The following is a 26,682-nucleotide window of genomic DNA, read 5'->3' as shown; positions in this document are numbered from 1 at the left end:
ACACCTCCGTCTCATTGGATATCATGACTTCTTCCGTTTCGCTTTCACGCGAGGATCCAGATAGTCCCGCAATCCGTCGCCGAATAAGTTCAAGCTGAGCACGGACAAGATAATCGCGACGCCCGGAAACACGACCATCCACCACGCTTTATAGATCACCAGCTTGCCCGCTTGCAAGATATTCCCCCAGCTCGCTTCCGGCGCCGGAATGCCTGCGCCCAAGAAGCTTAACGCCGCTTCCGAAATAATCGCCTCGGCAAACACGAAGGTCGCTTGTACGAGCAACGGCGATAACGTGTTCGGCACGATATGCAGCCATATAATACGCGAATGACTTGCTCCTTGGGCATGCATCGCTTCGATATACGTTTGCTCGCGAACGACAAGCGCCGTCGATCGCACCACCCGCGCGATATTCGGGGTGAATACGACCGTTAGCGCGACGATAACGTTAAATGCGGATGCGCCAAGAGCGGCCATGAGAGCGATCGCAAGCAATATGCCGGGAATGGCGATCAAGCCGTCGCAAATCCGCATCAGGATATGGTCCAGCACTCTGTAATACGTCGCGTAAACCCCGATGATCAAGCCGAGCAAAGAAGATAGCAACGCTACGATAAGTCCGACGCTGATGGACACCCTCGCGCCGTAAATAATTCGGGTTAACAGGTCGCGGCCGAACTCGTCCGTCCCTAACCAATGGCTCCCGCTGGGGGCAATAACCGATCCATAACCTTCATTCCGTACGGACCATAGGGGGTGAATAACGGACCGATGATGGCGATCAGAACCAATGCGATCATAATGGACGCGCCGATGAGCAGCCCGTAATTGGATTTCAAGCGGCGATAGCGTAACGCTCGTTGCTCTTTCTTTAATCTATCGCTGATCTGAGCTATGTTTTCTTTATCCCGAAGCGTAATCATGTGGATTCCCCCTCCCTATTTGCGGTCCAACCGAACGCGCGGATCGACGATGCCGTATAGCAGATCGATGAGCAGATTCAATCCGACGTAGATCACTGTAACGCTGAGAACGACGCCTTGGATAACGGCGAAGTCTCTTCTCGTGATCGAATTCAAGATTAATTGCCCCAATCCGGGAATATTAAAGATCGATTCCACGACGACCGCTCCCGTGACGAGAACGCCGAACGTCTGTCCGATTACCGTAAGAATAGGTAGGAAAGCGTTGCGGAAAGCGTGTTTCAGCAGCACCTTCGTTTCGCTCAACCCTCTGGACCGGGCCGTTTTGATATAATTCAAATTTAGCACTTCCAGCATCGAGGACCGGGTCATTCGCGTTATCAACGCGGCCTGGATCGCCCCCAAGGAAATGCCCGGAAGAATCAAATACTTCAGATGCTCCCATAACCCGCTACTCAGCGGTTCGTAGCCGGCAACCGGTAGCCATTGGAGCTTAACGCCTACGAAGAGCATAAGAAATAAACCGAGCAGAAAGCTTGGAACGGCCATTCCGAGCAAGGACACGCCCATTAGGGAATAATCCGTCGCGGAGCCCCTCTTATAAGCAGCAATAATCCCGAACGGGATGGCTAATAGAAGAGCTATGACTTGAGCGAGTATCGCTAAGGAGAGAGTCGGCCCGATGTGCTCGGCAATCGCTTGGCCTACCGGCTGTTGCATGTAGAGGGATTGCCCCAAGTCCCCCTTCAATAGATCGGAAACCCAGGACAAATACTGCTCGTATATCGGACGGTTTAAGCCGAGCTCCTTATTGAGCGCGTCCAGTTCTTCTTGAGAAGCCTCTATCCCGAGAATCGTAGCCGCCGGAGCTCCGGGCGTAATATGAATAATTAAGAAAATAGCGACCGTAACGACGAACAATACCGGAATTAGCGACAAAAGTCTTTTCGCGATGTACGCTAGCACGAGAACCCCTCATTTAACTATTTTGTAATGCCGATCGTTCAAGCCTAGACGGTTTCGGCTCCTGGCAATCGCATTAAACTTGCTTCGAGACCGAGTTGAAGTTGGCTTTTTCCACCCGTTTAGAGCTTTTGCAGTAAAACAATCAAGATTTACTTTCTTACGGAAGCCACGGACGTTATTTCGACGAAAACAGGTGTTTTGAAATTGTAACGGAACTGGGCGCTTCTATTTATGCTCATGAGGCATGTTTTCATTGAAAAATGCTGAAATAAGTGCGCTAGCTTCCGTTAGATTTTGAAAAGTGCCTATTTTAGCAAATTAACGTCTGTGAGTTCCGTTAGATTGGAACAAACGCAACTATCCGATAGGTCAAGCTTAAACGACTTCGCCGTCTTTGAGAAGGAGGTGCATTCGACTGCGCCCGCAAATAAACGAGAGGGCGTTAGCTAAGTTACATAGGTAACTTATAACACCCTCCGCTAAGCCGATTATTTTGCGATTTTGGCGTTCCACACGATCGGCGCTTCGAACAACTCGAAGTTTTCGACCGCTTTGTTCACGGCTACGATGCCGTTGTAATGTCCAATAACGGTGGAGGAGCCGATCTCATACAAGTAGCCTTGCAGAGTTTCCCATTCCTTCTTCGCGTCTTCCGGAGTCGCAGCTCCGCGGATCGCAGCCAGCGCCGCTTTGACTTTGTCGTCGTTCAATCCCGCCCAATCCGGGTTCACGGCCAACAGTTGCGGCGGAGTTAACTGATATCCCGTGCTCGCCACGAACAAATCCCATTTGCTGCGATCGTTCTTCGTTTCCAAGAAAGTAGGGAAATCGTAGTTATCGACCTTCACGTTAAATCCGACTTGACGAAGCTGCTCTTGGATAACCAATGTCGCGGCGTACATCTCCGCATAATCCTTCGTCGTAAGCAACGTGATTTCTTCGCCTTTATATCCGGCTTCTTTCAACAACTGCTTCGCTTTCTCCGGATCCGCTTGATTGTAATATTCCTTGCCGGCATCCGTCGCCCATTGCACTTGGTTCGCTCCCAAATATCCCGGCGCCAAGGAGTAAAGCTCCGGCTTCGCGAAGCTAGCTAACATGATCTCTTCGTTGTTCAGCGCCGCCAGTATGGCTTGACGGTATTTGACGTCCGCCAACAAACCTTCGCTCGTGTTCAAGAATGCGGTTAACGCGCCTCCCGGGAAGGAAAGCAATTCGAGGTTCTTGTCGGCCGCAAGCTCGTCGTAGTTCTCGATTGGAATGGCATCGGCAATATCGTACTCTCCGGTTTTCACGCCTGCGATCCGCGTTGCGTGATCCGTTACGAAATGGAAGAACAGGTTTTCCGTAGGCGCCTCTTTCTTACCGTAGAACCCGCTTGCCGTCTCTTGCGAAGATTGGTAATCGTTGTTCCTTACCAAGTGAATGTACTGATCTTGCTTCCATTCTTGGAACTTGTACGGGCCCGTTCCGATATACTCGGTAACCCCTTCCGCCGGTGCGGACTCGACGATCTCCTTCGGCATAATCGAAGGGAACTGAGCTTGGGAAGCGATGAGAATCAAGACGTCGGAAGCCGGCTTCTCTATCGTCAGCTTCACGGAGTAGGTATCCACGGCTTCGAACTTCGCGTTCGTCAGCAGCACCTTCGCGCGGGAGGATGTTACCAACCAGCGGTTCATCGATGCCACGACGTCTTCGGACGTCATCTCTTTGCCGTTATGGAACTTGACGCCTTGACGAAGCTTGAACGTATACGTTAATCCGTCAGCGCTCGTTTCCACCGATTCCGCTAGCACGGGTACCGGCTCGTAAGCGGCATTCAGCGTGTAGAGTTGTTCGAAAATATTGCCTGCCGTATCCAACGCGACGGACGACACGGTTACCGCGGAATCCAATGTCGGCGGTTGAGCCGTAAGCGCGATATGCAATTCGTTCTTATATTCTTTCTGCTCCGCGGGCGAACTAGCGCTTGCTCCGGCACTCGGGCTCGCCGTCCCGCTAGCTTCCGTTCCCTTATTGTTCGAATTATCCTTGGTGCACGCAACGAGTGCGATCGATAATATCAATGCGGTTACGAGTACGTTAATCTTCTTGAGCTTCATTGTAATCCCCCGTTTGGTTAATCTATTAGGCATTCATGATTCCGTTTTTTCATAAAACCAAGTTAATTTATCGGATTAATAAATTAATGTCATCTTAATACAGCATCCTACAAAAGTCAACATTTTCCGACATAGATTTTCCGACATAGATCTACTCCCCATAAGAGCATGACGAAAAAGAGCCGCGAAACCACCTCCCTCTGTCTTGCCAGGTGATTGCTCGCGACTCTTTGATAATGGCCGATATGTGCTTATTGTCACCCTTCAATAGTAAGTAACTGTACTGCTCCGGGTTTCCTCTGATTCTATATACTAAGTTGGCACGTTGTTGATATGAAGCATGAATCGTTCCATATAGATAAATCGCATTATCGCCATGTAGCGAGCTACGTTAGCGGCATTCAAATAACAAGAATGAATACAGACAACTTTATCCTTATACTCCGCAAATAAAGTAACCCGGCATTCGCCGGGTTACAGAAAGTTTCAAATCGGCGAGACTGTGCCCGCCTTTGCCAGCCGCTTGTGCCGACATCTAATCCTATTTATCTCCGCACGCTTGCGGGACTTACGGCTCGACAATCCGTCCCCGGGAGTTAAGCGCCCGGAGCAGGAGCGAAGCCGATTCGGCTCGCGTTGTCTGCGCTGCAGGCAGTAACTTCCCTCCCGAGCCGTTCAGCACTCCTGCTTGAATGAGGTACGCGGAGGATTTACTCGCCCATTTGGACACGATCGAGCCGTCTTTGTACTGACCTAGAATGCTGTCCGTATTAATATCGTTCGTAGGATCGAAACCTAACGCGCGCGCGAGAATGACCGCCGCTTCTTCCCGCGAGACGGGATCGTTCGGCCGGAATCGCCCGTTCGCTCCGTAGATCAGTCCGAGCGCCGAAGCTTCGTTAACCGCTTCTTCATACCACGCTCCCGCGGGTATATCGGCAAATGATTTGGCCGTAGCTCCGGAGCTCGCAGTTCCATCGTCCCTAAGCGCCCGCAGCAATTGAACGGCCATTCGCGCGAACTCGGCCCTGCTAACGGCCCGGTTCGGCTCGAACCGCTCCTCCGTGACGCCGTTCAATAGATGGCGGCTGACTAGAACGTCGATATCTTTGCGAGCCCAATGCTCTGAAAGATCCGAGAACGGATGGTTGTAAAGCAAGATCGCGTACTCGCCCAACTCCTTGACGTTAACGGAAACCCGATGCTGCTTCGAATCTATGATTCCTCCGACATAGCTCCATCCCTTAGAGGAATCTTTCTTATAAATCCCTAATCGGCGGACATCATTCGCGTCGACCGTTGCGGGATCGAAGGATAGCGAAAGCTTCATCGGTTTTTTCGGCTCCGCTTTATCGCTTGTCAGCGAATAGGAGGACGAATGCCAGCTATAACCAGACGGAAGAGCAACACCGGAATTTGGCAGTTCCTCAACCGTCAACTTCATTCCGTCGAGGAAAGTATCTTTCTCCGCGTGGAGCTTAAATCGACCCTCGAAAGCGTCCAAAATTCCTCCTTCGGCTCCAACCTTCCACTCTTTGGACGACTCGTTATTCGTGCCGCTCCCGGAAGGGCCTCCGCCGGAATTCGTGCCCCCGCCCGGACTGGTAACGCTGTCGGCGGAGGTTTCTACGATCTGGCTCGTTATCGCCGATTCATTGCCGCTTGCGTCGATCGCGACGATCGCCACCTTATACTTCGTAACGGACTTCAAGCCTTCGATCGCATATTTGTTAACGCCTTTCGCCACATCCGCGGTTTGTTCGCCGGTATCCGAGCCTTCCGGCTTCCACGTCAACCGTAGCTTCGCCAAATCTTCCGCTACGGGGTCGGACCAAACGGCGGCAAGCTTCCCTGCGCCCGATGGCTTTACGTTGAAGTTTTGAACCGAATAAGGAGGCGCTAGATCTACTTTGGCCGCAGGAATCAAGCTTAATGGAACACCCGAAGATTCATTGCCGGATTCATCGACGGCGTACGCCATGAATTCGTACCCGCCTTTGAAATCCAGACCGGTAATCGTTACCCATGATTTGTCTTTGGCCACATCAACAGAATGTCCGTACGCGGCTTCGCCCGCTTTCTTCCAATGAATTCTAGTTACACTGAAATCCAGATCTCTCGGCTGCTCCCAAACAAGCGATGCGGTCGTATCGGTTAGTCCGCCCGACAACTCCTCGACTTTAGCCGGAGGCGTGACGTCTTTCGCGACAACATCAACCTCCCGACTCGCTTCCTGACCGAGAGGGACTCCGGCATAGCTAGCCAGCTCCGCGCTAATCGTAACCTTGTACCGACCTTCGGCTACAGGCTGATCCGGCCTAAATACGAGTACCTTCGATAACGTATTTCCGCCCGGAACGGTAACGGGATCTTTCAATTGTACGGTGCCCGGTATTGCGACTCCGCCCGCACTATCCATAATAATGGAGCCGTCCCCTACCGATTCTCCCGACATCGGCTTGCTGAATCCGACCTCCAGCTTCGTCCCTCCCGGAGCCGCTTTCACATAATCAACCGCAGGCGGTAGGTAGCTCACCATCGGGATGTTGACGTCGAAGTGAGGCGGCGGCACGTCAAGATCGCCACTGTAAGCCGTCTCGTAACCGTCCTTCTCGTATCGAACCTTCCATTTCCCCTCCGGCACGTCCCATCCATACCGGCCTTGCGAATTCGAAATTTGAGGATTGATCTGGCCGTACCACTCGGCATCCCAGACTTTCCATTCATTCGCTGCGACATCCAAATTCAATGCCGTCGCCGATACCCCTTCCAGCACGTTCGCCTCATAGCCTTCGTATAGGAATCCGCTTGGATCCCAAATATATTTGGGGTCGGCAGCCGGTTCCTTGTACGGTTTTAATTTGCAACTGTATTGTTTCAACCGATCTTCAAGCTCTTTTAGGTCCGCTTCCAAAATATCGTCCAGCGTTTTGCCCGCCCATTGCGTTTCTCCCCAGTATAACAGCTTGCCGAGGGGCAAATGATCCATCAGTTTTTCGGAGGCTTTCATCAAAAGTTTGCCAATTTCGTGCGTCGTCATTTCGAATTTGATCGCTTCGGCGAACTCCGTATAGTACGCTGCGGCTTGCGGATCGCAAATGGCTTTAGCGGTCTCGATATTTTTATCGATCCGTTCGAATAGAGGCCCCTTAAGCGCATTGTTATACGCTTTCCATGCGCCGTAAGCTTTTTTTCCGCCATCCAAGCCCTTATATATATTCTTCAGAGAAAATACGACCTTTACCGCTCCCGCAGCGGAGGTCAGGGCGTTCGTTCCCTTCGATCGCGTAGAAGCTCTTTGCGGAAAATAAGCCGTTAACGTCAGCGAGGCCGGATCTTCTTCGCGGGAATGGCTGACGGAAACGCCGTATACGTCGCGGCCGGTCCGCTCGGCTCGTTGTAAATCTTGCGGACTCGGCGTATAGCTCTGGACTTCCGTACGGGTTATTCCGATTTCCGCGAACAAGTTCTCTTCCAGCTTTATTTCCAATTCCGCCGAGCCGGAGGGAACCGTTCTTCCGTCAGGCGTCTTCTCTCCGGCAATCGCGATCCACCCCTGCTGAAAATTCCGAAACTCGTCCGGCATTTCATCCCGAACGGCTTCTTCCGAAGGCATAGGTTCGGATATATCTTCAGGCAGGGATTTCGTCTCGTACGACACCCAGATCGGTCCGAGAATATCGGGGAACGACAACACCCCCGTATATAAGCCATCCTTAGGTTGAACGTCTATTTCATAGCTGCCCATTCGTACCTTCACGTCGTAAACTCTATTCGGATCCCGAAATTTCAGCGAATAGACGAACGGGTAGTTCGGGACAACGACATAAGGAAACACGGCCGTTCCGTTTTCCGGGTAGAACGTTTGTACCCTGCCGTTAAATTGGCGCATCGAAACTTCTATTAGCCCCGGATCGTTCGGATCATAGACGATGACGGCTCTTTGACCGGATACGCGGGCTCCATTCAGCGTCGTCTCCGTCCGCAAGCGGTGCTTAATTAAGTCGGACTCGACAAGCTCGGTTTGGAGGCTCCATGTTCCGGCCGGCGACACGGCCGCCCGACCGATCGCCTTATCGCCGTCGTAGACCGTTACTTCCTCGCCTGCGGGGGCGTTGCCGCTTAACTGAATTTTACTTTGGGACACTTTGCTCGGAGCGCGCAATGTCACCGGGAAGAGCTCGACGACGGACATTCCGATGTATTCCTCGCGCTTCCCTGCCCCCTCCGTATATTGAATTTTCGCGGATGTCCACACGTTTTTCACCGAAGCCCGTCCGTCCACCTTCATTTGAATCTGAACGTTGCCCCGACCCCCGGTCGCCACATTGCCAAGGGGCACTTCGACGATTCCGTCCGTCAGCTTCATCTCTTCGGCCATTCCGTTCACGATTAGCGTCCCGGGTATCGCTTCGAGTTCCTTCGGCAGTTCGATCAGCAGCTTTGCTCCATCCGCTCTACCCGCCGGAATTCCTTGGTTGGCGTAATTCGCCCGTAGGGTGATACGTCCATTCGGAGTAGACAGGTCACTGGTCGCGATCAGATTATTATATTGCCGCTCGGTGAACTTGCCGTTGGACTGCAAAGGAATCTTCCCGAGATCAAGCCTCTGTCCGGCGGCTAACGTAAACCCGATCACCGCGGAACTGTTGTTTGCGCCGGTTATCGTCATTCGATAATTTCCGGGATTATACAAACTCAAGACGTTCTTAATATTCATTTGGTTGTTAAAACCGGTTGATAGGCTTCCTCCGACGCTCTGATTGACGGCGATCACACTGATCGGGGAGATTTGCCCCCCATTCGGATTGTCGACGGCAAATTCCACCATCGATCCGGTATCCTCCAATCGTATTTCCATCGAAGCTTCGTTATTGGCCCCGATTTTGACTTCCTTACACTCCGACGGCAAATTAGCTTTAATCGCATTAACGCATATTTTTACGGTATCTCCCGCCACGGCCCGCACATGTAACGGCGATCCGAACTTGGTCAACGCGTGGGAGGAAGTGATGCCGAGATGATACGCCGTCGTTCCGTCGATATCTACCGGCCCTTGCCATGTGCTGCCCCGGGATTTCGTGTACAGCTTCAGATCCAACTTAGCGTCGTCCATCAGATGAAGATCCGCTTGTTCGCCGCCGGTGGCGGGAATAGCTACGGACACGGCCGGAGATAAGAAGCCGCGGTTGCCATCGCTCGAAGCCCTGGCTTCGATAGTTCCCGCCGGCAGTTGCAAGGTGTACGCACCTTTCGCATTCGTGACGGTCGAATACGTTTTGCCGATTCCCTCCTGCAGCATCGTCCCCGTCACGGTCGCTCCCTCCACCGGCAAACCGTCCGTGCCGTAGACGCGGCCGCTCAACGAGCCGAAAGCTTTTTTCTTCAGCACGATGCCCGCAGCTTTGATTAGCGAATCCGCCACGACATTTACCGTTTCAACGGAATACGCAGGATCCTTCGGTACGATCTTCAAGTTGTACTCGGCGCCAGCGAGCGATTCGACCGAGAGGGAAAAGGAACCGTTCCCGTCCGAGGATCCGTTCGCGACGATTGCATTGGTTGCCTTGGTTGCATCGTATAGCGTATACAGTGCCGCGATCCCCGCGCCTTGTTCGTCCTTCACTGATCCGCTCAGAGAGATCTTATATTTCGGATACACGGCGACATCCAGCGTTTGTCCATAGTTCTGAGCCATCTCTTGCAATTGCAACGGAAGGATAGGGCCGGTTCCCGGCTTTAAGGTCAAAGAGTACGGAGCAATTTGTACATATGGAACGTCGAATAGATAAGTGCGGGAATCGGTCTTGAGCATTTGAGAATCCCAATGGTAATTGAAATATTTGTCGCTGTAACCGACAAGCATCGAGGCACCGCTGACGGTCGAAATCCACTCCCCGGCTTGCGGAAAGTCGAAATTCAGTCTCAGACGGCTGGCGACGGTTGCTCCGACGGGATAACCCTTCACCAGCCAACTTCCTCCGACCTGTACGAATATCCGATCGATCATCATTATTCCTTCGGTAATGCGGAACCGGCCTTCATATTGACCTTCTGCGATTTCCAGCAGATCGAGTACCTTTTCTCCCGGAACTTGCCGAGAGTCGTCCGACCATTGCGTATACGCAACCTTCGCCTTCAATTCCAACCCCGGCGTCGCTTGGACCTTCACCGTCGAATCGCTGTCGATGACCGGACGCTCCGCGGAGCCCTTGCCGACCTGCTTGGCGAAACTCATCGTGACGTCCTTGATGGCGTCAACGGTTTTGGATAGCTCGTAACTCAGCGTGTTCATGCCAAGCTTTAATTTAACCGTTCGATTCGGCGGATTCTGAATGCCTTCCGGAGCTCGCACGCTAACCGTAAACTCTTCGTCGATCTGATGCTCTCCGGTCAGATTGGCCACGCCTTCGCTGTCGGTACTCGCTTCCGCTATGATTGCACCGCTGGTCTTATTCTTAAATGTAACAAGCGCGTCTTGGATCGGCCCTGCGTTTCCCGCCTTCTTTACAACTACCTTAAGGCCGGAACGAACAGGGGTCACTACGACGGACGTGTCGGTTCCATTATGAATCGCGAGATTATCCTGACCTCCAAGCAGGAAATCGCTTGCTTTGCTTCTCATCTTAAGTGCATACGTGTCTGAAGGTACATATGCCTCATAATGCAAAACGTTTGAAGCCATCGGAATGGAGACCGTCTGCATTTCTCCGGTTAAAACCATTTCCGACTCGCCCAGAACATCACCGTGTTCGGTCACGATATCGACGATCAGTTTGCCCGCTACCTTCACAGGAAGTCCGCTTACCGTTTTCCCCGCGAAGCTACCGGTTTTCGGCATTACCTTAATGGCATCGATCTTCGCTATTCCTTGCGCAACGGTAAATACTCCCTCGTAAAGTCCGGGCGGCGAACCTTCCGCCAAATCTATTCGCGTTTCCTTCGCAACAGGATCCTCCGAGCCATCACCCGCCGCCTCCCGGTAAGAGACGACCGCTTCGACGGTCAAGCCAGCGCTTCCGGTCGCTTGGATCGCGATATCGGTTCCCGGCTTCAATTGATCGAAAATCCTGTCATTCGACGGAACAGACCACTTGGCGGAGACGATCGGATCGACGGGCGAGTCGCTGCATTCTTCGAAGCATACGGTATAGATTTCCTCTTCTCCATTCTTGAATACAGCCCGATTACCATCGCCGCCGAGCCCGACTTGGGTCGTCCCCCCCTTCAGCCTCCCAATGTACTGGAAACTGCCTGTTTCCGTATCCCAGATAACCCCTCCGAACACGGATAGGAACGGATCACGGACTTGAGTGTGATGCATGCTGTAATCGACCCCGAGGTAGCGACCGTCATCCGACACGCTCAGAGACCCGAAGTAAGGATTGCCGCTGCCCTCCGGTTTCCATGCGAATTTAAGAGTTGCCGTCTGCCGATCGTAAACGAGTAACGTTGTCCGATTGTTCCCTTTGACCCCAATATATCTACCGTCGGACGACATGCTGAGTAAATCGACGATGATTTCGAATTCATCTTCTCCTTCGATGTACTTAATTGGAGTATAGGAAAGACTGCCTGCAACGATGTCATACAGGAACATGCGCTTAGAAGAGCCTTCAGCCGATCCGCCCGGAAAAAGCTCCGGAGCCGACGATATGAAGGCCGCATATTTGCCGTCTCCGCTTATGACCGGTTCAAGGCTTAACGCCGTCGCATTCTGTCCATTCGGCCCTTCGCTTAACCGCTTGATTCGTTCGTTGGAAGGTTTGTTCATATCAGCCATGAACACGTCCTGGATGCCGTTCGTATCCCCCGGCGTCAAATCTCCGGACGAGGAGACGAATACGAGCTTGCTTCCGTCGTTACTTATGGATAGGCTGAACAACCTCGCGTTGTCCCCTGTCACGGTAACGATTGGCTCCGAGTTCCCCGTTTCACGATCGAACCGAATGACTGAAGCCTTCGTATTGTTTTCGGTTGCTTTCTCGAAGACGACGTAACGGCCATCGCCGCTTATGGCTAGACCCGGCCCGTTGATGCTGTCCCCCTCGATTTCAATGAACGTCTTGGACCGAGTGGCAATGGTATAGAGAACGATTCCGTACCTATCCTGCCGATTGGATTCATAGACGATCGTCTTTCCGTCCCGGCTGATGAGCGGCCTTCCGATACTCTCCCCCTCATCAGGCTCTATCATCGATGCGTACCGGTGGAACGTCGACGCTTGAACCCCATAACCCCCGGATTGGTTGCCGGCTTTATCGATCGCGAACAACTTGTAGTTGACATAACTTTCCTCGGGCAAGCCGAGGTCCACGTACCGAAGTTCCGTCGTCTCCGTTACCAACGTACCGTCCATTCTCTCCAATCGGTACCGATCAATGCCAGGATCGGGTATGGAGTGTCCGGGATTTGCCGGATCGGGAACCGTAGGAGGCTGCCACGTCAATTGGATTTCGTTGTAAGCGACATTGCTCCACTCGACTTCCATGTCATCGGCCGGAGGAGTCAAATCGATCTCGAACGCCACCGGGTCGGAATTCCTGCTAGTCCTCCCGTTCCGTTCAGCCGTCGCATACAATTCGAATTTTCCTTCGCCGAGACTAAGTGGGATCTCATACACCCCGGTGTCGGAAGCAGTCGTGCTCCCCAAATTCGATGGCTCAGGTACGTCCGGCTGTATACGGAAAACCGAAACTTGCGAAAGAGGCACCGCCATGCCCCGGATCGACACTACGCTTTGATTCGTATACTCCGGCATCGGATCGATCGTCGGAGACGGGATCGTCGGCGGATTGCTCTCCGCAGGTTCGGCCTCCGCGGACCCGGCTTCGGCTGTGCTCGCTGCCTCGTCTATCATCTCTAGCAAAGCTTGCTCGACGATCTCCTGCGCTGAAGATGTCGTTCCCTCCGCTTCATTAGCCCGTGCGCCTCCGGGAACGATCGCTCCCAGCAACAAGCTCGCGGCTAACGCGTACGCCATGATTCTTTTCATCATACTTACTCTCACCTTCCTGATTACGAATTAAGTTCATGAACGAGAGACCCAGTTACCTTCTTGACGCGCTCCGGATCAAGTTAAAACTAAAAAGGTTTCCGTCTTCTTGCGCCGGAATACCTGTAATAGCCTTCTTCATTCCTAAAGGCACGTATTTATTTCGTCACTCCTTGTGAATGGATGACTCTTCTGCAAGCACATCATAATCTCTCCCTTGTCCCGGTCACAAGGGAAGCGTTCCCGACATTATCGGGCAATTTTCCGGGAAAAACGTCAGGAATCTCTCACGTTCCAGTGCAATAATTGTCCAATTCGCATTATTAGAGTAAAGTAGGGCATTTACAATGCCTCCCCCTAGTCACTACGTGTAAAAAGTACACTTAAATTTTCCGAAGCTCGGTAGCTTTCTTATCTAAGTGTAAAATGTGCAAGTAGATAGCTGATGGGCTTCCATGATCGGTTATACCGCCCGAACTAGATGTAACTTCTACAACTAGATTTATGTTTGAAAGAAATACGCTCTTTCTAAATGTCATTTTTACACTTAGTAGTCGCTGGAGCTTGTCGTTCAATAAAAAATCGCCAATGCTCTGGGCATCGACGATTTTCAAAAGGGTTATTCTGCTTGTGTAGGAAAAAACCGCCTATTGGGGGCGCGGCTGAGGTCATAATGTATTTGGTTAGTTAGTCTCGATTCTCCTATTTGTTACGAAGTGATAATCGCCTCAGTCGTATAAATTCTAGAATTGAATTTAGCTCACGAAATTTTTCATTTGGGTTCCGCTTCTCGTCCACATACATGGATATGAAAGGGATTATACAGCGTAATCTCTGCCGGTGTTTCGTCCGGGTGATAGTGGGCATGAAACTTCATAATTAAGGACTGATCCTGAAAAGCTCTGTTCGATCATATAGACTTTTGGGTATCTTTAACGCCAAGTTTTTGCCTCCCTAAAAGGTGCCTCCAAACTTGGGCGTCCGTTTCTTCTTCCGGTGTCAACGTCTCTTTCGCTCCGAGCGTCCGTTCGAATTCTCCATCGTAAGCGCCAATTACAAGTGTTCAGACGGTCCAAATGACCGTCTGGGTGGGGAAGTTAGCTCAATTGATCGAGTGTAACGGTCAAATTGACCGTCTCAGAAAATGAAACCTCATGCTATTCATTTTCCTGAGCTAAATTAAGAGCCACAAAATATGATAATGAGATTTCTCCCTCCAAAAACAAAGCCGACCCTCAAGAGGTCGGCTTTTCGGCTTTGTTTGCAAGGCCACATTCGGTCCTAAAAACTAAAACTTCTTCTCAAACGCTCCAGCATTCTCTAACCCTTTCCCCGAAGAGCGTTAGGCGAGGATTGCCCATGCCCATTCCCGTCGACCAGCCGAATAACGTTGATCGCGGTTTGGTAGAGGTTGGACTCGGCCTGCTCGAGGCATTCGGACAATGGCATCGGTCTAGGAACGCAGGCGAAGCAGGCGGCGAATTCCTTGCCCAACTGTTCGGATTGGGAACCTAAACTGCCGGAGATCAGCAGCGTGCGGATTCCGGATTCCTTCGCCAATCTGGCCACGTACATCGGCAGCTTGCCGAATAACGTCTGATTGTCGCTCTTTCCCTCTCCCGTAATGACCCAATCCGCGCCGTTCATCTTACTTCGCAGATTCGCCGCGGAGCCGATCAGCTCCGCTCCGGGCATGATCTTCGCCCCGATCATAAGAAGGGCGAAGCCGGCCCCGCCGGCTGCTCCCGCGCCTGGCCGATCCCTGAAGCTGCTTCCGGTCGACTCTTCCAGCATTCCCGCATATCGGTTAAGCGCCCGATCCAAAGCTTCCACCTGATCGGGCGTCGCGCCTTTCTGCGGACCGTATACCGCGGACGCCCCTTCCTTGCCGCACAAAGGGTTTTGCACGTCCGAAGCTACGAGAATCTCGCATTCCGACAGGCGGGCGTCTAATCTCTCCATGTCGACGGAATGCAAGGGCGCGAGATCCCGACCGTAACCGGCTAAAAGGTTCCCCTTCTCATCCAAGAATCGGACCCCGAGCGCCGCCAGCAATCCCATGCCTCCGTCGTTCGTGCCGCTGCCTCCCAATCCGATAATGAAGCTGCGGATTCCCTGGTCCAGCAACTGAACGATCAGTTCGCCCATTCCTCTAGTCGTCGTTAGATACGGATCGCGTTTATCGTTAGCGATCATGGACAACCCAAACAAGGTCGCCGCCTCCAGCACGGCCGTTCCCCTTTCGGCACCGCCATTTATCGCATACTTGATTTTGCCGTAACCTGCGCTGCACCGCTCTCCGCTCGGCCCGGTTACGTCAGCGGCGTGCAAAGTCCCTTGAGCCGCCTCGATAAGCGCTTCGACCGTACCCTCGCCCCCATCCGCCATGGGGACTCTTACGATGGAGGCATCCGGATTGACGCTCCGAATCGCATCGCTAATGGTTTGGGCGACCTGAGAGGCCGTCAAACTCTCCTTGAAAGAATCCGGCGCTATGACATATTTCAATCGATTCGCTCCTTCGGCGATTTTCTCATCCGTTCGCATGACGGACATCATGGTATGAATTTGAGTGTCGCAGCCTTCCGAAACGACGCAAACGATCAGTTCGGAGGAACGTACCCCAGCTTCCTCGAGACGGCCAACGCCGCTTCGACAATTTGCGCGGATATCTCCGGAAGGAGCTCCTCCTTGAAACGGTGCATCGCGCCGGACAAGCTGATCGCCCCGACCGGCCTGCCGTGCAAGTCGAGCACGGGCGCGGCTACGCACCGCGCCCCTTCCACGATCTCCTCGTCGTCCAGCGCGTAGCCTTGCTCGCGTATTCGGCCAAGCTCCTCGAGCAGCCCCGCTTCCGTGCTTATCGTGCTCGGCGTGATTACCGGAAGGCCGTAACTGCCCGCTAACTCGCGCACGGCATCGTCGCTCATCCGCGAGGCGATCGCCTTTCCGATCGCCGTGGCATGGAAAGGCGAACGGGATCCGATCGAATCGGTCATGCGCAGCGGGTGCGTGCTTTCGATGATTTCCACGTACAGCACTTGACCATCCAGCAGTACGCCCAGATTGACCGTATCCCCGTAGCGGTCGGACAATTTTTTCATCTCTTGCAAAGCCGCCGACCGAAGCGTGTTCCGCTCCAGCAGATTGCGCGTCAACATGAGCTGCTTGTAGCCTAAGCAATACTTGCCGTCCTCATCGCTCCGGCTGATGAACCCCCGATTTTCGAGCGTAAGGATAATCCGGTAAGTCGAAGACTTCGGCTGCTCCAGCTTCTCGGTCAATTCGATTAGGCTTAGCGTACCGTGTTCGGCCAACAGCTCGATCAGATCGAGCGCCTTATCTATGGATTGGATCGTGTACCGTTCCGTTTTCTCTCCGGTATCCAGACTCAATGCGACGTCTCCTTTTCGTTTCTATTGATCGGTTCGTTATAGATTTGCGAGAACGCGATCTACGGAGGTCAAAGTCGCACGCACCTCGTCTTCTCCGTGTACAGCCGAAACATACCACAATCCGCTAGGTCGTATCAATACCCCTTCCGCGAGCATGAGCTCCGCGAAGCGGCTATATTTGGCGGCATCCCTTTTGTTAAAAGCATCGAAGTTTTCTACTTTCTCCTCGGAGGTGAACATGACGTGAAACACGGGGCCTGCTTGATTGACAAGCCCTGGAACACGATGCTTCTCGAACAACGAGTTGATCCCTTGAACGAGCAAATCCGCCGTCCTCTCCATCTTGCCGTATACGCTTCCCCCGTCCTTCGCCAACTCGCGCAATGTCGCCAGGGCTGCCGAAGTCGCCGCTACGTTACCGTTTAACGTCCCAAGATGGCCGACCGTGCCTTTCTCGATCATAGCCATGATATCGGCTTTACCGGCTACGCCGCTGATCGCGATTCCGCCGCCCATCGCTTTGCCGATCGTAACCAAGTCCGGCTTCAGGCCGAGCTTGCCGTGCGCTCCGCCCAGTCCGAGACGGAAGCCGGTAATTACTTCGTCCATGATCATGACGATGCCGAATTCCTCGGTCAACTCGCGCATTCGTTCCAGATACCCCGGCATAGGGTGGATGCACCCGTTATTGCACATGATCGGCTCGGTAATGACCGCGGCGATCGAATCTTTTTCTCGGCGGAGCGTTTCCTCCAACGCGTCAATGTCGTTCCAAGGGAGAAGGATAATGTCTTGCAGGCTATTCTCGCTCTGGCCGCCGGTTCCCGGAGGCACCGCGCCCGCCGAAGCCGTCTCGGACTGCTTCATGTCGGCGCTTGGAAAAGAAGTGAAGATCGCGTCGGACCACCCGTGGAAATGTCCGTGAAACCGGATGACCTTCGTCCGTCCCGTATACGCGCGCGACAACCGCAGCGCCAACATAACCGCCTCCGTGCCCGAGCCGCTTAACGCCACGCGATCGGCGCATGGCAGAATCTCGGTTAGCAGCTTGGCAAGCTCGATCTCCCCGGTATGCTGAAGTCCGAACGTAACGCCTCGCTTCAAAGCATCGTTTAGCCCTTCAGCCAAGGAAGGATGCGCGTGACCGAGAATAAGCGGACCGTAAGCCAGTAAGTAATCGATATACTCGTTGCCGTCGACATCCCGTACCCGCGGACCGCTGCCCGCCTCCGCGAACAGAGGCGTCGGCTTCATCGACGCCCGCAAGGTCGACGCGACGCCCCCTGCCAAATATTTTTTCGACTCGCTCAACAAACTCTCGGATTGCTTAACAACGATGGACATGGATGAGTTCCTCCCTTAATAAACCTCGTTTATTGTTCTAGCGGAACGCCTTTATCGGCGATCATGCGATTGGTCAGCGTTCCTAACTTCTCGATCTTGATGTCAACGAGGTCACCGTCTTGTAGCCAGACCCGCTTCTCCTTCGGATAACCGAGAATGACGCCTTCGGGAGTTCCCGTTAGAATCACGTCGCCGGCGACGAGGGTCATGTGCCGGGAAATATAGCTGACGATCTCATCGCAAGCGAAGATCATGTCCGACGTGTTCGAATTCTGACGCGGCTCCCCGTTCACGAAGCTTCGAATGTCCAAGTCGTTCGGATTACCCGCCTCGTCCGCCGTGACCAAGTAAGGACCGAGGGGAGCGAAGCCGTCACAGGTTTTGCCGAGCATCCATTGGGCGGTACGCCCCTGCAGATCGCGGGCGGAGAGGTCGTTGGCGCAGCAGTATCCGAATACGTAATTCAGCGCCTCTTCCTTCGCGACGTTCTTAGTCGTCTTGCCGATGACGATCGCAAGCTCGGCCTCGTAATCGACCTTCGAGGACACGTTGGGCAGCACGACGTCTTGTCCGTGTCCGGTTAAAGTATTGTTGAATTTGTTGAAAAGAATCGGGTATTCCGGAATCGGAGCGTTCGTCTCCTCAGCGTGCCTGCGGTAATTCAAGCCGACGCACACGATTTTGTTCGGATGCGTGACGCATGGTTGCAAGCTTAGCCCCGTCTCCTCCAGCAAAAAGGAAGAGCTTGCCGAGGCCGCCATCGCCCGGCTCTCCAGCTCACGCAGCTTGGCGACGGCTTCCGTTCCTCCTTCGATCGTTGCCATGATGGTTTGCGGAATCGCGCCGTCCGGGCTGGGGAACGCCTCGCTCGCAGCGGTTACGTCAAGCACGCCTTGCGGCGTGACGATGCCGAGACGCATACGCTCTCCTACGGCATAAGTAAGTAGTTTCAAGTAGTAGCCTCCTCATAATCTGTTCAGATCAATTTTAGGTTTCATTAATCGAAACCAAGGTTTCATTATTGAAAACATACCACATCGCCAAAAACCTGTAAACCGAAAAATCGTCCTATCGATTCTGTCAAGCGGCAAGAGGCAGGCATGGAATCGATATCCTCGCTAACAATATGCAAAATCTATCAACTATCGCTCTAGCAACCCGGCAAAACAGGTAAATTTGTACGTCTAAGTGTAAAACCTACAACTAGTTTGGGAAGTTTTACTCTCTCTAACGACTAAGTGTAAAACCTGCAACTAGATCAGCCGACTATTTCAATTGAACGCGAATTTTAATCATTTAAGTGAATATTTTACACTTAGTGGGTGGAAATGAGAGATTCAAGTCAATCTAATTGTACTTTTTACACTTAGATTTTCAGTACCCTGATGGAATGTACCGAAAAGTGATATCTGCCATCTATATCGCACCATAATACATATTGGAAATAGACAAAACCCCCGCTTTCCAGAAGAAAGCGTGGGCTTTGTCTTGACCATTTATTAGATAAACAACCGGTTACTGACCTACATACGCCTTCAGCCAGCCGTCTCCGATGCCGGACTCATCGATCCATTTTCCGCCGCTGTATTTGCCGTACTTCAGGCTGGCGTTCACCTCGGACGTGCACCACTCGTAATTGGAGAAGTCCGAGTTGGTGGATTGACCCAACACGATCGCGTAGACGGTCCCGTTCGTCAAACCGCTATAGGCCAGCGGCACGCTTACGACGGCAAAATCTTCGCTTATCGAAGAGGACTTGACTGTAGCCGTCGCCAGCGCCGAACCCGTCGGCTTGTTGTTTTGCGTCGCATACAAGCTCACGATCAGGTTGCTTGCCTTATTGAATTTCCTTAGCTTCAACTCGACCTTGGACAGATTACTATTGGCATTGGCCGCGAACGTCTGCCACCTCTTAATCTGATCCTGCTTTTCGCCGAAAGTATAGCCGTCCGTCCCGTTGTGGGAAATATCGATGACTGTGGATGAAGCTTGGCCGGTCGTCGCCGTTACGGAAGCGCTCCAGCCGCTAGTGCCAGAACCGTTCTTGGCTCTGACCTTATACGTATGGGAAGTTCCTGCAGCCAGTCCGCCGTGAACGTAGGACGTATTCGACATCCCCACGTAGGCAGATGATCCGTCGATCTCCACTTCATAACCGGTGGCGCCCGTTGCGGCAGCCCAGCTCAGCGTGATCGACGAATTGCTCGTTGCGCTGGCTGTTACGCCCGTCGGTACGGCCGGAGGCTGTGGCTGTGGCTGCGGCTGGGTGGTCGTCGCCGTTACGGAAGCGCTCCAGCCGCTAGTGCCAGAACTGTTCTTGGCTCTGACCTTATACGTATGGGAAGTTCCTGCAGCCAGTCCGCCTTGAACGTAGGACGTATTCGCCGTCGCCACGTAGGCGGACGATCCGTCGATCTCCACTTCATAACCGGTGGCGCCCGTTGCGGCAGCCCAGCTCAGCGTGATCGTCGAATTGCTCGTTGCGCTGGCTGTTACGCCAACCGGTACGGCCGGAGGCTGCGGCTGAGGGTCCGAGCTCTGTGCCACATGCAGCTTCGTCCAGCCGTCGCCGATGTGGGACTCGTCCACATAGGAAGAGCCAGTATATTTTCCAAATTCAAAATTACTAATCGCGTCCGTGCCGGCAAGCCATTCGTACGATCCGCCAACTCCCGGATTCGTCTGACCAAGCACGATTGCGTACTTTTTACCGCTTTGCAGGCCGTTGTACTTCAGCGCGGCGGATACGACTTGGTAGTCCTCCGTCACGGAGCCGGCAGCAATCGTTGCGGATGCCAGCGCACTGCCTGTCGGTTTATTGTCGGTTGTCGCGTACAGTTGAACCGTCACATTGCCCGGGGATCCGCCCTTCCTGATCTTGACTTCGATTCCTGTCAGAACAGGGTAGGGACTCGCAACAAAGGTCTCGTATCTTGTGACCTGATCGGAGGATTGCCCGAACGTATAGCCTTGCGTTCCATTATGCGACACATCGATAACACTGGTCGGAGGCGCCTGCGGCGTGGTCGCCGTTACTGCGGCGCTCCACTCGCTCGTGCCGCCGCTGTTCGTCGCACGCACCCTGTAGCTGTGGGAGGAAGTTGAGGCAATTCCGGTATGCGCGTAGGAAGTAAGCGCACCGTTGGCCACGATGGTTCCATCTACTTCGATATCATAGGACGTCGCTCTCGCGGATGCGTCCCAGTTAACTGCGATGTCGAAGCTGCTCGTCGCCGTCGCATTCAGGCCAATCGGGGCTTCGGGCGGCAGCGGAGGCACTTCGGTTACGGCAGTGACCGGAGCGCTCCATTCACTTGTTCCAAGGTTGTTTTTGGCCCTTACTCTGTAGCTATGCGTGGAGCCCGGCGCTAATCCGGTATGCTCGAAAGCTACGCTTGGCCCGTTGTTTTGCGCGATGCCGTCCACTTCGATATCGTAGCCGGTGGCTCCCGTAGGCTTGGTCCAGTTTACTTTAATGGCCGTCGTACCGGCAGCCGCAGCCGCTACGCCAACCGGAACGCCCGGAGGCTCAGTCGGTGCTGGCGGAGCCGTGACGAATTTGGCTAGGAGCTTCACGTAGGCAGCTTGATAATAGATACCATTCTCGGTAATTTCCCAGGCCTTGTCATTATGCCAAGGGTCGTCGGTACCGTTCCAATCTTTATACATTTTTTGCGCCGGTTGGTCTCTAGGCGGGAATTCCGTGCCGCTGTATTCCTCGCTCGGCCCGCCCGGAACAAACCCGGGAGGCGCATTGTTCCACTGCGAACCGTGAGAGAACCATTCGTGATAGATTTGTTTGATCGGATTTTCCGCGCCGTACTCTTCCATATTGGTCAGGTAAGTGAGACCCAGCGGGTTAACGCCATGGAAGTAATGCAGCACGTTTTGCGCTTTCTTGTCGAAGTTGGCGCGCTTCTGCGGATTAATGTCGTATTGGACGAAATCGTAAGATGAAGCACCCGAGCGCGCTCTCACCTGCAGGCTGCCCCAATGGTACGAGAAGTCCGGTACAAAGGAACGATACAGATCGTCATTGTCCGCGAACCCCTGGTCGAAGTCGTGCAGATCGCGCCGCTCCAGAATATGGGCTTTGACCGCGGGATCCGCGTTCGGCAGCGTCGTATAGAACATTACGCCGTCGGCTTGCTCCCCGTAGTATAAACCCCAATAAGCGTCGGACATTGGCCAAGTGGTAGTGTAGTTGTTCTTGAAATACGTATGATAGGTCTGGTCTCCCGTCAGTGCGAACAGGTACGCCGCCGCAACCGTTGCCACTTGCGCCTGTTGGGCTAGCGGCATATCGGCATCTCCTGCCTCGATCTCGTAATGATCGGCATTTTCAGTCTTGGGATTCGTTTGATACCAATTGAATGCCTTGATGGCGCGCTCTTTCAGATCGGTCGCATAAGACTGCAGCGTAGGGAAATTCTGGAGCGTATTTGCCGCGTGCGCGAAGTTCAGCGCCGTGACAATCGTCGAGGCGGACGATTTCGGCAAGTAATACCGATAAATTGTACTCGTGCTCGGCGGATTATTAAACTCCCCGATTTTGCCATCACCCGGAACGCCCATCTTCATGAGCACGCCGCCGTCGCTTTCCTGCATCTTCTTGAGCCAATCCAGTTCCCATATCACTTCGTCGAGCACATCGGGAATACCGTTGCCGGATTCCGGGATGTTATAGTCGTCGGTGAAAATGTCCGGCTTTTGTTCATAGGCCGACAGCAGTTCGTTGATCGGCTGCGCCGTAAAGGTCGGGTATTTGTTGAAGTCGCCGGCATCCATCCATCCGCCGGACAGATCCCTTTCCGTAGCGGGATTGTTGCGGTCGAACACGTTTCTTGCTTGCTTGTCCTGATGAGGCCCTACAAATGCGGGACCATCGGCGAACGCCGCACCGGCATGCTCCGCCAGATGCGGGGTACCGATTCTTTGGTAGTAGAAGGTTTTGATCGCAGCTTTTAGCACATCCTTGTATACGTCGGTCGCGATTTTGAATTCGTAGGATTTGAAATTGCCTTCCACATCGTAGATGTAGTAGTCTCCCTCGGTCGTTACCGAGGTAAAGTCAAACCACCAGCCCTTGTCGCCCGACTTTTCTTGCGTCGCGCCTTGATTCCAGATCTGCGGCGCTCCGGTGAACACGACTTCGTCGTCGGACGCTCTCCTTACTTGCAGAGTGCTGCCTGGCGTATAAGAGTCGCTCGCATTGTAGCCGACCTGCGGGTCTACGAGGACGGCAACCTTATCGTCGTTCGGTCGGTAGCCGAATTGGTCTACCATAATATATTTTTGCACCGTCGCGCCCGGAATGGCCGCATCTGCTTTCGGTGCAGGCCAGCTTCCGACACACATAGTTATACAGAGCAGGACCAGCCATATATTTCTTCTGATTGTCACTATTAAATCTCCTCTCAATTAGCAAACGGCAAAGTTGCAGCGGGGGATGTTGCATTTCCGCTGTCATGTTGATGCGATAATCTAGCTGCGTCAGTCTTAATTTTAGAATTTCCTAGTCATAAACGACTTGAGTCACCTCCTCCGACAGCGTTGCCGTCGGCTTGTCCGTTCGATTCGTGTAGCGGTAAAATAGCGCGACATAGTCGACACACCTTTACGATTTTCGACCATCTGTCGAATCCGATGAACGCCGTCGACCAGCCTGCGAATCGGGATGCGAACGTTGCAGTATTTTTATTCTAGCCGTCACCTTTGTCATGAAGACAGTTACTCAGGTCATCGGAATTGTCACCGATGTGCATAGACATCAATGTCGAACTTTGTCGGGAAATAAATAGAAATTGTTCCCCGGATCCGGCACCAAACCAATAAGGATGGTCATACAAAACGCATCCCCTAAGACAACTCGGGGGATGCGTTTTACGACTAACGGGCAGTTTAACGCAACTTTCCATTATTTGGTGTCGTATAAGAAGTGAAAAGGATAACGGCAATAGAGTGAAGAGTGAAACCTTTTAGGAGTGAACAAATGTGAGGATGTATTCTATAAACATCAGAATATTGATTAGTATGTTTTTTTTCGTTTGTGTAGTGGCAGGTGCAGTGGCGTTCCAAAGCACATTTGCTAAAAGCGCAATTAATCAGAGCCCCACAAATCCTCCTAACTATCCTAAAAATGAAATTGGGCAGACATACGGTTCTGCTGAAGAAGTCACTCCCCTTGAAATGCTACCTGACTTAATCCATGTAGGAAGTGTTAATGGCATTGCAGGATATGTGCTGAAAAAAGATTATCTCGGTGAACTTGAACGTGATGTCCCATTGTATGATGTTGAGGGAAAAATCATAATTGGTTCTTTTCATATTAGCGCTAAGAATGTGGATTACCCTAAAAATAAAAACGGACAGACATACGGTTCTTCCGCAGATGCTACTTCTCCAGAAACGGAACCTGAATTAATCAATGTTATAGGTTTGGATGGTACACAAGGATATGTGCTGAAAAAAGACATAGACGGTGAACAACCAAAATCACCCGAGGAAGCCATTGCGATACAGAACAGCAGATCACCAGGTGGTCGTGATATTCCGCTGTATGACGTTGATGGTGAAACCGTAATTGGTGTGTTTCATGTTGGCTGAAAGTGAAATATAGAATGTTCAAGAGCTAAGCTAACGGGACACGATAGTTGAACGGCTACCCCGAAGCAACCGCTATTAAGTTAATGGGCATATTAGTTACATAGACTTCAGAATATTTCATAGGAGTGTAGTCCACCATTAAATACTAATCGTATGGAAAAGAATCTAGATAAACAATATACTAGCTATAACTGTTTTTTGTTGAGGTGAATATCAAATGGATGAAGTCGATGAATCAAAACAAATTGTATTACAAATCGGCGGTGCCTTGAAAAAGTACAGAAAAGAAAAAAACATGAGCTTAGACGACTTAGCGGAATTAACGGGCGTAAGCAAACTTACTCTGGGGAATATCGAACGTGGCGAGACAAACCCAACTTTAGCGATTATATGGAAAATTTCAAAAGGCATATCTTTACCGCTATTGGCTTTGTTCAAATCAGAAGACCCTGTTAGTTTGTATCGAGCAGGCGAAGGGCTGCGGTTTTCTAATGATCAAAAAAACTGGATCATTGAACCAGTCTTTAAAAACGCAAGCAACGATATTGAAATGTGTCGGGCTTACTTACAGCCAAATAGCTCGTATCACCCTGAAGGTCATCATGTGAATACAACTGAAATTGCGACAGTAATGACTGGTTCCATTGAAATTCAAGTCAATGGAGAGATTTACATATTGAATCAATATGATACGATCAGTTTTCGTGCGGATTCTCCTCACTCTTATACCAATCATACGAATAGCGAAACAGTGCTCCATATATCCTTAAAGTATGGTTTCTAAAAGTCGAAAAATTCCACTTATTAAATACAACTCCGAATTCCATGACGGGAATTCAGAGTTGTATTTTTGTTTTTAGATGAATTTCGGTGTGTTATAAAATACTTATTGTTAAAAATAATATATTATAATATACTTTTGTTGTTCGCGCGGATGTTGTAACATAGTTTTTCAATCAGCTGTATGCAAACAATACGTATGAATTCAGGAAGGAGAAATGAACAATGCCGAACAAACAAAATAAAAAAGCCGTACCATCCTCTATAGGGCTGATAATACTCGGCATTATTATTATTGCAGCTAATTTACGTGCTCCCTTAACCTCGGTCGGTCCTTTAGTGAGTTTTATTAGGGATGACGTTCATATTACCAATACTTTAGCAGGCCTGATCACAACGGTACCATTGCTTACCTTTGCTTTATTATCGCCTCTAGTACCAAAACTAGGGCGAAGGTATGGAGTAGAACTTTTCATTTTGATTGCCCTGATCTTTTTGACTGTTGGTATTGTAATACGTTCTTTATCAGGCGCTGGAAATCTGTATATTGGAACTGCGATTCTTGGATTCGCAATTGCCGTTTGTAATGTACTATTGCCAAGTATAATCAAACGTGATTTCCCTAATAAGATTGGTTCCATGACTGGTGTCTTTGGAATTTCAATGAGTTTATCTGGAGCGATCGCATCGGGAATCAGTGTACCGCTAGCCGCGAACGCAGGTTTAAAATGGCAGGGAGCATTGGGAATATGGGGGATCCTAAGCTTTGTATCGATCCTCTGCTGGTTGCCTCAATTAAAAAATCGCACAAAGCAAACAACCACGACGAGTCAACGGATGGCCGGCAATGATGTGAATGTTTGGCGTTCCCCTCTTGCTTGGCAAATAACCTTGTTTATGGGTATACAGTCCATGATTTTCTATGTGCTGATCGCATGGCTGCCTGAAATTTTAAAACAGCAAGGCATCGACTCAAGCCAATCAGGATGGTACCTCTCAATAATGCAGTTAGCGCTGCTTCCATTTACCTTTATCGTCCCCGTTATTGCTGGGCGCATGTCAAGCCAACGTTCGTTGGTGGTCATCACAAGCATGTTGCTTTTGACGGGAACGCTCGGACTACTTTACGGAAGCTCCAATATCATTCTGTTGTGGATCATAATACTCGGAATTGGTGGAGGCTTCGCCTTTAGTTTGTCCATGATGTTTTTCGGTTTACGTACGGAAAATGCGCATCAAGCAGCGGAACTATCAGGCATGGCGCAATCGATCGGATATCTTCTTGCCGCAATCGGTCCTGCCCTTATAGGATATCTACATGATGCGACTAATAGTTGGAACCTGCCACTTTTCATTCTGCTTGGAGCTTCGGTCTTACTCTTATTAGTCGGTATTGGAGCAGCAAGAAATCGTTTTGTAGGTAGCCGAATAGTTACGACCTGTCACGGAAAGGACGATAAATAGGTTTGGCAAAATTATTGTGGCAATTGATAAACCTGAAATAGCGAACAAACTCCTCGATATAACCGTTGAAATTACAATGGGCACTAATCACTATAAAGCCA

The 26,682-nt window shown here is 51.6% G+C and carries 11 protein-coding genes and 1 pseudogene; 3 read left to right on the top strand and 9 right to left on the bottom strand.

All coding sequences use genetic code 11. From position 1 onward, the window contains the following. Positions 1–21: 21 nt before the first annotated feature. The 9 genes and pseudogenes from HH215_RS26550 to HH215_RS26510 form a co-directional block, all read right to left on the bottom strand. Positions 22–926: pseudogene (locus tag HH215_RS26550) on the bottom strand (ABC transporter permease). 15 nt (positions 927–941) lie between these two features. Next, positions 942–1,892 carry an ABC transporter permease gene (locus tag HH215_RS26545; protein WP_169282622.1) on the bottom strand — a complete coding sequence of 317 codons (951 nt, stop codon included), beginning with the start codon at positions 1,890–1,892 and terminating at the stop codon, positions 942–944. A 488-nt stretch (positions 1,893–2,380) separates the two neighbouring features. Then, positions 2,381–3,997 (bottom strand): ABC transporter substrate-binding protein, encoded by a 1,617-nt coding sequence (locus HH215_RS26540; protein ID WP_169282621.1) that lies wholly within the window; start codon positions 3,995–3,997, stop codon positions 2,381–2,383. A 568-nt stretch (positions 3,998–4,565) separates the two neighbouring features. Next, positions 4,566–12,995, bottom strand: coding sequence for an S-layer homology domain-containing protein (locus HH215_RS26535; protein WP_169282620.1), 8,430 nt, complete (start codon positions 12,993–12,995; stop codon positions 4,566–4,568). Between the two features lie 1,317 nt (positions 12,996–14,312). Next, entirely contained in the window at positions 14,313–15,500 is a 1,188-nt protein-coding gene (locus tag HH215_RS26530) for a glycerate kinase family protein (protein WP_169282619.1), read from the bottom strand. A gap of 95 nt (positions 15,501–15,595) precedes the next feature. Next, positions 15,596–16,387 carry an IclR family transcriptional regulator gene (locus tag HH215_RS26525; RefSeq protein WP_169282618.1) on the bottom strand — a complete coding sequence of 264 codons (792 nt, stop codon included), beginning with the start codon at positions 16,385–16,387 and terminating at the stop codon, positions 15,596–15,598. A 36-nt stretch (positions 16,388–16,423) separates the two neighbouring features. After that, a complete protein-coding gene (locus tag HH215_RS26520; RefSeq protein WP_169282617.1) occupies positions 16,424–17,731 on the bottom strand; it encodes an aspartate aminotransferase family protein in 1,308 nt (435 codons plus the stop codon). A gap of 29 nt (positions 17,732–17,760) precedes the next feature. Continuing rightward, positions 17,761–18,684 carry a fumarylacetoacetate hydrolase family protein gene (locus tag HH215_RS26515; protein ID WP_169282616.1) on the bottom strand — a complete coding sequence of 308 codons (924 nt, stop codon included), beginning with the start codon at positions 18,682–18,684 and terminating at the stop codon, positions 17,761–17,763. A gap of 562 nt (positions 18,685–19,246) precedes the next feature. Next, positions 19,247–23,134 carry a glycoside hydrolase family 9 protein gene (locus HH215_RS26510; RefSeq protein ID WP_169282615.1) on the bottom strand — a complete coding sequence of 1,296 codons (3,888 nt, stop codon included), beginning with the start codon at positions 23,132–23,134 and terminating at the stop codon, positions 19,247–19,249. Positions 23,135–23,725: 591 nt separating this feature from the next. On the opposite strand from HH215_RS26510, the gene HH215_RS26505 reads away from it, so the two are divergent. The 3 genes from HH215_RS26505 to HH215_RS26495 all read left to right on the top strand — a co-directional run bounded on the left by HH215_RS26505 (position 23,726) and on the right by HH215_RS26495 (position 26,581). Continuing rightward, entirely contained in the window at positions 23,726–24,337 is a 612-nt protein-coding gene (locus HH215_RS26505; protein WP_169282614.1) for a hypothetical protein, read from the top strand. Positions 24,338–24,554: 217 nt separating this feature from the next. Further along, the gene (locus HH215_RS26500) at positions 24,555–25,121 is read left to right on the top strand and encodes a helix-turn-helix domain-containing protein (RefSeq protein WP_169282613.1); all 567 of its coding nucleotides are present in this window, start codon (positions 24,555–24,557) and stop codon (positions 25,119–25,121) included. Positions 25,122–25,342: 221 nt separating this feature from the next. After that, entirely contained in the window at positions 25,343–26,581 is a 1,239-nt protein-coding gene (locus tag HH215_RS26495; RefSeq protein ID WP_169282612.1) for a CynX/NimT family MFS transporter, read from the top strand. Positions 26,582–26,682: the final 101 nt, after the last annotated feature.

The sequence above is a fragment of the Cohnella herbarum genome (assembly GCF_012849095.1).
Classification (GTDB): Bacteria; Bacillota; Bacilli; order Paenibacillales; family Paenibacillaceae; genus Cohnella; species Cohnella herbarum.
The sequence above is the reverse complement of the archived record's forward strand: the minus strand, read 5'-3'. Positions and strand labels throughout refer to the sequence as shown.